The sequence below is a fragment of the Floridaenema aerugineum BLCC-F46 genome (assembly GCF_041929345.1).
In the GTDB taxonomy this organism is placed as follows: Bacteria; Cyanobacteriota; Cyanobacteriia; order Cyanobacteriales; family Aerosakkonemataceae; genus Floridanema; species Floridanema aerugineum.
The window spans coordinates 14,665-27,058 of sequence record NZ_JBHFNQ010000101.1 but is presented as its reverse complement, the minus strand read 5'-3'; the positions used below and the strand labels follow the sequence as shown (position 1 = coordinate 27,058).

Here is a 12,394-nt window from a genome sequence, read left to right as displayed (position 1 = left end):
TTATTGTTTATAATTAATACTGATGAGGCAAATCGACCAACCTCAGCAGCACTTCATCCATTGTAGAATGAGCGCCAATTTTTCGACAAATCTTTAGCGCTGTCTGCAAAGCATCACGAGCTTCTGAATACCGCTCCAGTTCTGTCAGTGTCGATCCCATATTACAGAGAGTGGTTGCTTGCAGGTGAAGGTCTTCGATTTCTTTGGAAATTGCGAGACTTTGCTGTTGGTAATCGAGCGCGTTAGTGTTGTCCCCGAGAGCGTAGTATGCAGCCCCCAAGTTTCCTAAAGCGATCGCTTCACCCTGAATATCTTGGAGTTTTTGCTTCAATAACAGGTTCTGTTGGTAGCATTCAACAGCTTTGGTATAGTTTTCTGAAGCGTAGTTAGCATCGCCCAGATTTGAGAGCGCATTAGCTTCGAGCAAGGAATCGTCAATTTCCTGGGCTATAGCTAAACTCTCTTCGTAACAATCGATTGCTTGAGTATATTCCTCGATCGCTTCGTAAGCTAGACCCAAGTTACATAAAACTTCTGCTTGTCCCTGGCGATCGCTAATTTCCCGTCTAATTGCCAAACTTTGTTCAAAGTAATTAATAGCAGCGGCATAGTCTTCCAGCGCATAGTAGGCTTCACCTAAATCTTCGAGATACTCTCCTTGTGCCTGAAGGTCATTGAGTTCCCGTGAAATCGCCAAAGTCTGCTGAAAACACTCGATCGCCAGAACGAATTCATCTAACTCTGCATATAATGTTCCCAGATAGGCTAAAGCAGCTTCCTCACCAGGACGGTCTTGAACTTGCTCGGCAATTTTTAAACTTTGTTGATAACATTCGATAGCACTGTGATAGTTTTCTGTAGTTGAGTACAGGTTTCCAATACTTCTAAGGGCTCGGCTTTCCCAAAATTGGTCTTGGACTTGTCGCGCCATTTTGAGACTATCTTGATAACAGGTAATCGCTCGATCGTAGTCTCCTTGTTGATGGTAAGCACTCCCCAGAGCTTCCAGATTGCTTTCCTGACCCCGACGAGAACCGATTTCTTTAGCAATCGTTAGGCTTTCTTCTAAATACTGAACTGCTTGGGAATACTGTTCTAAAAGTATATGAACATTACCCAAACTTCCCAAAGCTACTTCTTCATCTTGACGAGCGCCGATTTGTCGCGCGAGCGCTAAACTCCTGTGATAATGCTCAATGGCTTTATTTGGCTTCTTAAGGAGTAAATATAGCCGTCCTAAACTTTCCAAAGCTTGACATTCTTGTTGGATATCGCCAACTTCTTGGGCTAGATTCAATGCTTGTTCAAAACAGCTTCTCGCTTGCGTATAGTTTACCAAATCGAAGTAAGCTTCTCCCAAATTTTTCAAGCATCCTGCCTCTTGTTGGCGATTTGCTATTTGTTGAGCGATGGCTAGGCTGCGTTGGTGATAATCTATAGCTTTACCTGAGTTACCCTTACCTCGATAAGCTAGTCCTAGATTTGCTAAACACTGACTTTCTATCAATGAATCACCAATCTGTTGAGCGATGGCTAAACTCCGATCGTAGTATTCGATTGCTTTATCTAAATCCCCAAAGGTAAGATAAGAGTTACCGAAATTATTGAAAATGATAGCGTCTATTCGAGAATTGAGCTTGTGAAGAATTCGCTTGTATAATTCAAGCGGTTCTCGATAGTATCCCCAGGTATAAAGTTGATTGTGTAGTTGCTCTTTTGTGGGTGTACTGAGATGAATAAATAGAAGTTGGCTAACTTTTTCCCAAGCTTCTATTTCGCAGAGGTGGTGAAAGGCTTCTATGCAACTTTTTACTTGTTCTAGATTAGTAGTAGACAGCAGAGGTTTATATTTTGTGAGCCAGTTAATTACTGCTCGATAATGGGTACGTTTAGTAGGTGGCTTGATAGATTTCAGGGTAGAGGGGTCGATGGCAAGCGCCACCAGAACTGACTCACCGGGGGGTATGATGTCAACCTTCTGGATAATCTCTTGCTCTCCATTAACAAACTTATTAAGGCTACTCATAAGTGTACTTTACTTCTTTTTTTAACTCCGTACAGTCTTGTTGTAAAGGTATGCCTAACTCTGCAACAATAGATAGAGCGCGATTGAAATCGGAAACAGCGAAATCCAATTCGCCCATTTGATAAAAAAGCTCTGCTAGATTGTAACGAACCAGCGTCTCCCTAAGAACCTCGCAAATTTCTCTAAAGATTTCCGGTGCTACACGCAAGCATTCCCAAGCTTTTGTCAATCAAGTCTCAAAAAGTAATTGCCTTAACCCTACTACTGCCTGTTCACCGCCCTCTTCTTGCTTAATGACTTGTAGTTGCTCCTCTATTATCTCGGCATACTCCTCTATGCCAATTTCCAGTGCTATTTTACTGAGAGTCATCATGGCTGTTTCCATTTCAGGGGATTGTATACAGGCAAAAATATACAAACTTCGCATTCCTAATAATGCTGCTAAATCGAACTGTTTGAGCAAGCGATAAGCATCGCTTAAATTATGTATTGCTGCTGCCGCCGCCCATTTATCGCCAATTCCGGCAGCAATTCCTAAGCTTTGTTTGTGGTATTCAATCGCCATCTCGTATTGCGCTAAACAACTATAAGTATTGCCTAAATTACTTAAGGCGTATGACTCACCTTGTCTATCGCCTATTTTCCTGGCGATCGCTAATCCTCGCTCGTAATATTGAATGGCTATCTCGTATTGTCCGGTAGAATTACAAACTACGCCTAAATTTCCCAATGCGGCCTTTTCTCCTTCCAAATATCCTATTTCGCGGGAAAGTTCTAGCTGCTGCCGATATAAATCCCTGGCTAACGAGTGGTTTTGCAAAGCGAAATAGACATTGCCCAAACTGCCTAGCGTACTCGCTTCATCTCTTTTGTTTCCCAATTCTCTGGCAATTGATAAGCTACCTTGCATATTTTCAGCAGCTTTCTGGTATTCTTTTAAGAAGTAGTAAACAATTCCCAAATTTTCCAAAGCATTAGCTATTCCTTTGCGATCGCCAATATTATGGACGATTTCTAACTGTTGTCGATGATACTCAATAGCTTGGTCGTAATCTCCTTGTAGTCGTTGGAGAACACCAAGGTTTCCTAGTAGTTTGCCTTGACCTTTTTGATTAGATATAGTGGTGGAAATAGCCAAGGCTTGTTGGTAAAGATTCATAGCTACTTGGTATTGTCCCAAAGAACCATAAATATTGCCGAGATTAGTCAGGGCAATTTCTTGAGATTGCGGATCGGGTGCGCTCGCCAACTGTTGTTGATGGCACTCAATAGCTTTCTGATAGTTGCCTAGAGCACGATGTGCTAGACCTACACTATTCAAACAAATATCATCAACTTCATTATTAACTTTTCCTATAAGTTTGCCGCACAAATCTATTTGTTCTCGGTAGTAGCCAAAATCACCGAGTTGATTGTGCAGTGCTTCCTCTAAATAAATATCTTCATAACTATTTAGGGGAACCGTCGAAGTTGTAACAGGTACTCCTCTCCTAATTAAGTTAGCAGCTTTTTCCCAGGCATCAACGGCGCACAGGTGGTGAAGTGCTTCTAGACACCCGCGTAATTGTTCTAATATAGGTGAATCTGGCTGAGGTTTGTATTTGGTCAGCCAGTTGATGACCGCTCTGTATTGAGTGCGTTTCCATTTGGGGGTAATAATTTTTAAAGTAGCTTGTTCAATGCCAAGTTCAGCTAAAACTGACTCACCAGATGGTATTAGTCTATCCATTTTTTAGCACAAAATGAGAAGTTGTCTTTTAAATTAATCATGGAGAAGTTCCAGTTTTTGTTTTAATTCTATACACTCTTTTTGTAGAGGGATGTCTAATTTTGTGGCAATAGATAAGGCGCGATCGCAATATTCAAGAGCCAGATTGGGATTACCTAATTTCAGGCAAAGTTTCGTCAAGGTACAGAGAATAAAAGCCTCATCTACACAACTATCAATTTTTTGACAAATTGTTAATCCTTCCTGTAAATATTTCAGAGCTTCTGAAAATTTTCCCTCACTTGCAAGCAACATCCCCAATGTACTCAAAGCATTCGCCTCTAATTGCGAAGATCCAATTTTTTTTGCTACAGCCAAGCTCAGTTTCAGGTGCTTGATTGCTTTGTCATATTCTCCTAGTAAAGAGTAGGCATACCCTACATTTCTTAGAGCAGTTGCTTCCCCTAATAAGTCTTTCATTTTTTGCGCCAAATCTAAACGATATTCATGGTATTTGACAGCTTGCTCGTATTTTCCAATAGAACCATAAACATTACCCAGATTTCCGCATATCTGCGACTCTAATCGGCGATCGCTAATTTTTCGCGCTATAACTAATGCTTGTTCATAACATTCAATTGCTTTGTCGTAATGTCCCTGTACCCTATAAAGACAACCCAAATTTTCTAGCGTTATCCCCTCAGTCTGAGTATCGTTTATATTTTGTGCCAATATTAATGCTTGCTGATAGTAATTACTTGCTTGCTTGAACTCTCCTAAACGATAGGAAATGTTTCCTAATACTCCTAGAGCTTTGCTCTCTCCCAAATGATCTGAAATTACCTGCGCGATATCCATAGCTTGTTTTTGGTAACTAATTACCTTTTGATAATCTGCTTGAGAGTCATAGACATTTGCCAGATTTATAAAAACTGCCATTTTGCCTTGATCGTTTTGAATCTCCTGCATAACTTTTAAGCTTTGCTCTAGGTAACTAATCGCTGCTTCATAATCTCCTAAAGAATAGTATGAAGTTCCTAGTCCATTCAAAATAAAAGCATTTAATCTTGGCAACAGTTTATCTAAAATCTTCTTGTATATGTTAACCCTTTCTTGATTATAACCCCAAGTGTAGAGTTGGTTGTGTAATTCCTCTTTCATAGGAGTAATCAGGTCAGTTGAAAGAATTTGCCAAGCTTTATCCCAATCTTCCACCTCACAAAGATGATAAAATGCTTCTATTAAGCCTCTTACTTTCTCAAAATTAGAAACATCTATAGCAGGCTTATATCTTGTTATCCAGTTCACAACAGCTTTGTATTGACTACGTTTGCTATAGGGTTTAATAGACTTTAGTTTAGTAGGCTCAATACCCAGATCGGAAAGAATTGCCTCACCAGAGGGTATAATATTAGCATTCTCTGGCTCCAGTTGGTTTTTAATGTTTAGTTCAGCAAAATAACTCATTATCTTCAACCAGTTTTTTATAACCAAATGAGAAGTTGTTTGGCAAAATACTTCTCACTGCTCTCCAATTGTTGTTTCAATTTAATACAGGCTTTTTGAATAGGAATTTCTAACTCTGTAGCAATGGATAGGGCAAAATTACAATACTCCAGATCTAAATTGCGATCGCCTAACTTATCATGAAGTATTGCTAAATTACCTTCCCCTCGACGATTACCTATCTCCCGTGCAATGACCAAATCCTGTTGATATAAATTCATCGCACGGGTATAGTCTCCCAGGGACGAATAGGCATTGCCCAGATTCCCCAGCGCATTCCCCTCGCCTTTTCGATACCCTTTCTCTCGTGCAATCGCTAAACATTCCTGATGAAACTCAATCGCACGGGTATAGTCTCCTAAAAATTGGTGGGCATTCCCCAAACCTCCTAGACAAGTAGCATCCCATTCGGAGTTTAATTTGCGCAAAACTTGGCTGTATAAATCAATCTGTTCCCGATAATAACCCCAAGTTTGTAGTTGATTATGCAATTTTTCATTAGTGGGGGTATTGAGGATAACTGAAAGTAGGCAGCCTGCTTCTTTCCAAGCTTCTACTTCACAAAGATGGTAAAATGCTTCCACTAAACTCTTAACTTTTTTAAGGTTAGTAACATCAAATAAGGGTTGATATTTCATTAACCAGTTGACTACAGTCCTATATTTGTTGCGTTTCCAAGGTGGTTTGATAGTTTTGATAGCAGTTGGATTGATACCCAACTGTACCAGTATTGATTCACCGGAGGGGGTGATGCGAAAGTTATCTAAAGTTTTCTGGTTTTGCTTTTCTAACTCACTCTGTCTATTCATTTATTTTATCCCATCATTGTTAAGATTTTATGACAATCTATATCTGGAATTTAAAGTTTTTTTATTCCATTGAGTACCGTTTTTTGAGACAATACATAATGGACTAAATCGGCAGCAGCGGCAGCAGCTAAGGGCTGATGCTTTTTATGTTTTTTTCCATCTCCCCAGTCGCAGATAGACTTGATTAAAATCCATGCTGTACCTACCCGCCCTGATGCTGCACAAAGCCCCGCCCCTTCCATTTCTCCTCCCACTGCTTGTGGAAACTGCTTAAATAGGCTAGCTTTAAAAACTGGATCGTCAATTAACTTTTCCCCTGATAAAATAGGACCAATAATAATCTTGGAGTATGAACGATCGGGGCGATCAAATTTCCAATTTTGAACGTTTTCAAAACGATTCAGTAATGTTGTGTTACTTGGTGAAATGCTACCGCGATATATGATTCCTCCTTCCCCAATACGTTGCTGTTCATAGGAAATAATCTGAGAAGCAACCAGTACATCTCCTATCCTTTGATTGGCTGGACTTTTACCAAAAGCAATTCCGACCATAATGATTGCTTTTGGACTCCAAAAACGTTGAGCTTGTTCAGTTGCTAGGATAACTGACCCCTCATTAATGGCTCCCATCCGACACTTAGTAAGAACCGTATTGAAAGCGCCGAATTTTCCCAGATAGTAAGTTTCCGGGCCAGAGTACACCAGTAAAATTTTTGTCCTTTTGGGATAAGGTTTTAGGTGACGTGCTACTGCTTTTAATTCCACATCGGTTGCGGTAATTAGTACAACATCAATTTCTTGTTTTAATGCTTGAAGTTCCTCTTCTAGTATCTCTTCGGTTTCAGGAAAACCAGGTGCATACCAAGCTTGTTGCTCAATCTGATATTTATATCCATCTTCTGGAGGAATGAATGAGTCAGGTACATTTTCGTTACCCTTAGTTGCTGAAGTAGGCAATGCTAAATTTTCTTCTTGATTATTAAGCATTAAATTTTCCATTTTTGATTCAGCAATCTGAAGTATTTTGGTAAATATTTTTATATCTTCATCAGCTAAATTATATTTTTGCTGCTTAATTATATACTCTATCAACGCCAGCATTGGATGCTTATATATTTGCTGATTGGGAATTTTATAATTTTTAAATTTTGCTGTCAATATAGTGACAAATTCAGAAATATTTAAGTTAAAATCTAAATTAGAAATAAAGTAAGCATCAATACCAGATAATTGAAGAAGGCTTCGCCTGCCAGCGATAGTATCAATTTGCATCAATAAATTTTGCAAAGCAGACTCTAGCTGAAGAACATCATTGATTTCTAAGTCTGAGAACAATTGAGTAGTCATGAGTTTATCCTGATATTTGTTAATCTATCCCTAAGCTGCTGACACTCATTGGCTAGCGGTATGCCTAACTCTGTAGCAATGGCTAAAGCCTGATCGCTAAATTCAATGGCTGTATCAAGATGACCTAAATGCTGATGCACTTCTGCCAAATTCTTCAACGCTTCCGCTTCGTTAGCACGGCTGCCAATTTGTCGAAAAATGTTTAGAGATGTCTGCAAATATTCCAAAGCTGTTGAATAATCAGCACATTGTATTAGAGTATTGCCTAAATTACACAACACCCACCCTTGGGAGAAAACATCCTCAATTTTTCTTGCAATTCCTAATTGATGCTGATAGTAGTTAATTGCTGTTTCATAATTACCAAGAAATTGGTAAGCAAGTCCCAGATTCCCTAATGCTTGTGCTTCTCCTTGGCGATCGCCAATTTCTCTTGCAATTATTAAACTCCGCTGCAAATATTCAATAGCTTTTTCATAGTCTGCAATATTTACATATACACCTCCCAGATTTGTAAGTGCTTGTTCTTCTCCTATGCGATCACCAATCTCCTGTGCTATTACCAAACTCTGTCCATGAAAGTCAATTGCTCTAAGATAATCTCCTAGACTCTGATAAACTTTACCTAAATTTACGAGTGCATTCTCTTCTCCTAAAAGGGCTTGAATTTCCCGCGCATTAGTCAAACTTTGTTCTAGATACTCGATTGCTCTGCGATAGTCACCAAAAATATAATAACTATTGCCTAAAGTGTTTAACAAATTAATATCAAAGCTACTATTGAGTTTGCCTATTAGTCCACTACATACTTGTACCTGTTCACGATAGTAGCCCCAAATTCCCAGTTGTTTATATAATTCTTCTTTAGTCGGAGTATTGAGGCGAGTCAAAAGTATTTTGCTTGCGGCTTCCCAATTCTCTAAATTGCAAAGATGGTAAAATGCTTCCAAGTATCCTCGAATTTTTTCTAGGTTGGAAGCATCGGGTTTTGGGTGATAATTTGTCAGCCAATTCACTACAGCTCGATAATGCATCCGTTGATACCGTGGAATTATTCGTTTTATATCATTTACATCTGTACCGAGTTTCGCAAGCACCAACTCGCCATCCGGTGTTAGATTTGTTTCTCCATCCTCATCTAGCTTTCTTAGGTGTTCAAGCGCAACACTTCGGATTAAATTGTGTTGCCTTAACAAGCATTGGTTGTTTTCAATAACTTCTTCGACTAAAAAGCGATCGCGCAACGCATCCAGTAACACCTGCGGTTCCTCTTCATTCCGCTCCCAATCCTCCAAATGTGACAACCAAAAATCCTCTGGCACTGGAGAGCGATATACGGAGGCTTCGCAAAGTAATATATAGGCATAGCGAACGTTTTTTTTCAACCGCTCAAAAGTCTTTTCTAGTCTGACTCGTACATTTCTTCGTAACTGGCGCGTATACCGATGCAGGTTAAACTTATCATCTGCTGATGCTGTTATTCCCTTAGTCTTAGCTTCCTCAATTGCCTTCTCAACCTCTTCTACTTCACGTCCGTACTGGTTCCAGTAGGCTACAACATTACCATTAAAAGGTTGATTCCGAATTTCTCCAGCTATTACTCGCAATGCCAATGGATAACCCTCGTAGGCAGAACCAATCCGCTCTAGATAAGCTCTACCTGGTGAATTTATACTAATTTCTAGCCCAGTTTTCTCAAACAATACTAACTGTTCTGGTTTTTCTAATCCACTTAAGGGTTGGCAATACCAAAAGTTTTGATATTTTGTTCCCATTGTTGGTATCTGCGCTGGTAAATCTTGCGAAGTTAGAATGATGCAGCTTTGGCAAATATCCGCTGCTAGCAAGCTTTGAAAAAATCGCACCCACCACTCATCTTGGAAATCACTCCATCCTTCCTCTTCATTACCCTGCAAAATATTCTCTAAAGAATCAATCTGCACCAAATAGCGATTTTCTTGAAGATGTCTCACCAACCGATGCAGTAATCGCTGAGTATCTTTACGGTCTTCCGGTGTAATCAGTTCTCCCCACTTCTCCAGCCACCTTGCTGCTACACTAGCAAAATCAGAGGTTTGCTCCTCGTTATCAAAATTCTCTTGGTGAAATTTCGTCCAATCATCATCAAACCAGTGTGATAACTCTACAGCTAATCTTTCCCCTAATGCCGTTTTACCAATACCTATCATTCCCACAAGTATGAGTAAGCGACATGACTCTTGAACTCGACGGCTCAACTCCTGAATAACACTTTCCCGACCAACCCAGACATCATCATAAGCCAAAAAGTTGGGAGAAGCGGGCTGAGTAGAATATTGACTGTTGGGAGTTGTATTATTGACCTCGTTTATATCCAGCTTCGCCAACACCTCAAAAGCAAACGCACTGGCATTGCGGGCGGCAATTTCCTGGGCGGCAATTTCCTGAGAGCCAGCCTTATATGCCTCACTCTTGCCATCAATTAGCTCAGAAATGCCACGAACAATTAGTGTAGATACCTGCTGGTTTGCATGAGCCACTTGCAGTAAACCTCGCCCCTCTATTTCTACTGCGATCACATCACCATAGTTTGACCGAAGAAACTTAAAAACGCTGGATTTGCTGGAGGCAAACACTTTTTCTCCTGCGGCAATAGGTGCAACAAAAACACGGGGAGCGTTATTTGTGCCTAATTTAAATCTTTGCAGCCAGTCTGTTTTCTTTGCTTCAGCCCTAGCTCGCTGTATTAAGTTGTATGTAGATAGCCCGATATCTGGCCTGAGTTGAAATTTCTGTTCTGCCTTACCAGATTCATAATTGTATACCTTTGTTGCAGCTACTACATCGCCAAGGATTACATCTTTAATGCCTCCAGCAACTCCTACGAAAAGTATGACACTGGGGTTGAAGTAGGCGATCGCCCGTTCTGCTTCCAATGCTGCTCCTGCGTTACCCGCTCCAATCTCAACAATTCCCACTTCCCAGGTTTTACCGTTGGCGATAAATTTCCCGCGCTCATAAACTGTTCCTTGGGGATGGGTTTCCTCTTTGAGGTCAACCAGATGACTGCAAACAGCTATGTATTCTACGGGAATATCAGTGAGTACAACTGCACATCCCATTTTAACTGGAGTTACTTCTAGATTTCTTAGCAAATGGTGAATTACAGGAGAAAGCATCATTAACTCCCCTTCTCCTGTTTCACTTTGTCTTGCTTGTGCTGTGATTGTTGCTTTTAAATCTTCCTTTTCACCATAAAGTATCTGTGCCAAAGCACGTGAGGAATTTACCAAGTATTGCCGCTCAGACCACAAATCAATGCTAGTGCGTTCTAACGGTTCAGCTAAAATTTCCACTATTTGAGGAATTTCTAGTTTACTAGGTGAACGCAACACAGGGTTTTCTTCTGGTAAACTTTCCTCTAAAAAATCTGTTAATTCCTCAACTACTTGATCAGGATTAAGATAAGCTTGGGCAATCCACTTTTGAGTACGAATTTGTTCCGGGCTATGTTTCCAGTCAGGCTGGTTTTGCAAATAAATTCTTAAAAAATTTGCTACCTCAAATGGTCGTCTCCAACCAAACCGATTTTCCAGTTCAACTAGCAAAACTTCGCGCACACAGGGTTCTAATTCAAAAACTCCCTCATACCGAGGACGGCACAGGGATGAGAGGAGAAAATCACTTTCAGCAATCCAAGGTAAATTTTCACCATCAAGAAAATTAATATGAATTAAATTGACCAACTCTGGAGTCAGAAATAAAGGTAGGGCCGCGTGACAAGCTAGCGATAAGTGCTTCATGCCAAAGCGTCGCTCAAAAGCTACTACTTCCCGAACAGCAAATTCGGGAGGTAGCCATTGCCTTCTAATAACTGCTTCCAAAGTTTTAATCATCTAACCCAACTCCCGGTGGAAATGGATGTCCCTGCAAAATTTTAACTGTATCGTTTAAGCCTTCTCTGTCCAAGGGAAACATCGGCACTAGATGGGCAATATCCTCAGCCGTAGTGACTCTCCACCGGGCAGCTGGCACGGGATTTAACCAAGCATATAAATAAGTATAAGCACTCAAAATTTTCAAAAAAGCTTTGGTGTCTGCTAATCGCCGTCCATCGTAAGAACCCCGCGCCGCTCCAGCATCGCTGAAAATCAGTACACTATTACTCTTGGCTTGGTCAGACAAAACTTCTTCAATAGAAACAGGAACAGTTAGGTTAGGTTGCTCGAAAAGAAAGCCCTCTGGACAGTCGTGAAAGTAGTAAGTTCTTGTTTTTCCTAAAAGCCCCCCTTTTTCCATGCTTTCTTGCAATGCGGATATTAGCAGTGTAAAGGGAGCCATTGAACCTTCACAGTCTATTAACAATACAAGTTTAACTTGGTTGCGACGGCGAGGCTGTAAGACAGGACTTCGGAAAAATCCGGTTACGCAGATATCCTTGATTGTACCATCTACATCCAAATCTTCTGGAATACCTTCTCGCCGCAGACGGCGTAAATGTCGCCAAATACCAGCCATCTCTCGCATACTAATAGGTAAACGAGGCGTGAGATGGTATTTAATTTCTGGCTGAATAGATTCAGTTTTCTCTAACGATATCTGACGAGGAGATGAGAAAGGAATAGCTATTTGCCGATTGTATTTTTGAGGCCCTGTCCTGGATTCCTCTTTCTCAGGATTACCAAAACGTTTTTGGCTGGTTGAACCTGGCGATGAATCATTAGAGTCAAACGGGAACTTATTCCTATCAAAATTAGAGGTTATTGATTTAGTTTTAATGGTTGCCTCCAGCCGAGGTTTAACCCAATGAGCGAAGGCTGTATCAAATATTTCTTGGTCTTCTTTTGATTTAGCCCACAGCAAACGTAAAAAGCGTTTCAATCTCTCAACATCTTCTAATCCTACGCCTTCGCGAACAGCTTTAGTTGCCAGCAAATAGTCTGATATCCCTAGAGGTATACCCTGCTTACGTAAATCGTTGAACAATAGCAACAGAAATGACTCAAATTCTATCATG

8 protein-coding genes are annotated in these 12,394 nt (G+C 40.4%); all 8 read right to left on the bottom strand.

What is annotated here, in order from left to right:
• Window positions 1-13 precede the first annotated feature (13 nt).
• From ACE1CC_RS12975 to ACE1CC_RS12940, 8 genes are read right to left on the bottom strand one after another with little or no spacing between them, the layout of a single operon-like run.
• Window positions 14-2,026 carry a tetratricopeptide repeat protein gene (locus tag ACE1CC_RS12975; protein ID WP_413270854.1) on the bottom strand — a complete coding sequence of 671 codons (2,013 nt, stop codon included), beginning with the start codon at window positions 2,024-2,026 and terminating at the stop codon, window positions 14-16.
• Complete coding sequence (locus ACE1CC_RS12970) at window positions 2,019-2,255, bottom strand: tetratricopeptide repeat protein (RefSeq protein ID WP_413270853.1); 237 nt, start codon at window positions 2,253-2,255, stop codon at window positions 2,019-2,021. The genes ACE1CC_RS12975 and ACE1CC_RS12970 overlap by 8 nt, the downstream gene beginning before the upstream one ends.
• Window positions 2,256-3,755 carry a tetratricopeptide repeat protein gene (locus tag ACE1CC_RS12965; protein ID WP_413270852.1) on the bottom strand — a complete coding sequence of 500 codons (1,500 nt, stop codon included), beginning with the start codon at window positions 3,753-3,755 and terminating at the stop codon, window positions 2,256-2,258.
• A 33-nt stretch (window positions 3,756-3,788) separates the two neighbouring features.
• Window positions 3,789-5,201 carry a tetratricopeptide repeat protein gene (locus tag ACE1CC_RS12960; RefSeq protein ID WP_413270851.1) on the bottom strand — a complete coding sequence of 471 codons (1,413 nt, stop codon included), beginning with the start codon at window positions 5,199-5,201 and terminating at the stop codon, window positions 3,789-3,791.
• Between the two features lie 17 nt (window positions 5,202-5,218).
• Complete coding sequence (locus ACE1CC_RS12955) at window positions 5,219-6,049, bottom strand: tetratricopeptide repeat protein (protein WP_413270850.1); 831 nt, start codon at window positions 6,047-6,049, stop codon at window positions 5,219-5,221.
• A 50-nt stretch (window positions 6,050-6,099) separates the two neighbouring features.
• Window positions 6,100-7,398, bottom strand: coding sequence for a phosphorylase family protein (locus ACE1CC_RS12950; protein ID WP_413270849.1), 1,299 nt, complete (start codon window positions 7,396-7,398; stop codon window positions 6,100-6,102).
• A complete protein-coding gene (locus ACE1CC_RS12945) occupies window positions 7,395-11,273 on the bottom strand; it encodes a tetratricopeptide repeat protein (protein WP_413270848.1) in 3,879 nt (1,292 codons plus the stop codon). The genes ACE1CC_RS12950 and ACE1CC_RS12945 overlap by 4 nt, the downstream gene beginning before the upstream one ends.
• Window positions 11,266-12,393 carry a VWA domain-containing protein gene (locus ACE1CC_RS12940; protein WP_413270847.1) on the bottom strand — a complete coding sequence of 376 codons (1,128 nt, stop codon included), beginning with the start codon at window positions 12,391-12,393 and terminating at the stop codon, window positions 11,266-11,268. Before ACE1CC_RS12940 ends, ACE1CC_RS12945 begins: the two co-directional genes overlap by 8 nt.
• Window position 12,394 lies beyond the last annotated feature (1 nt).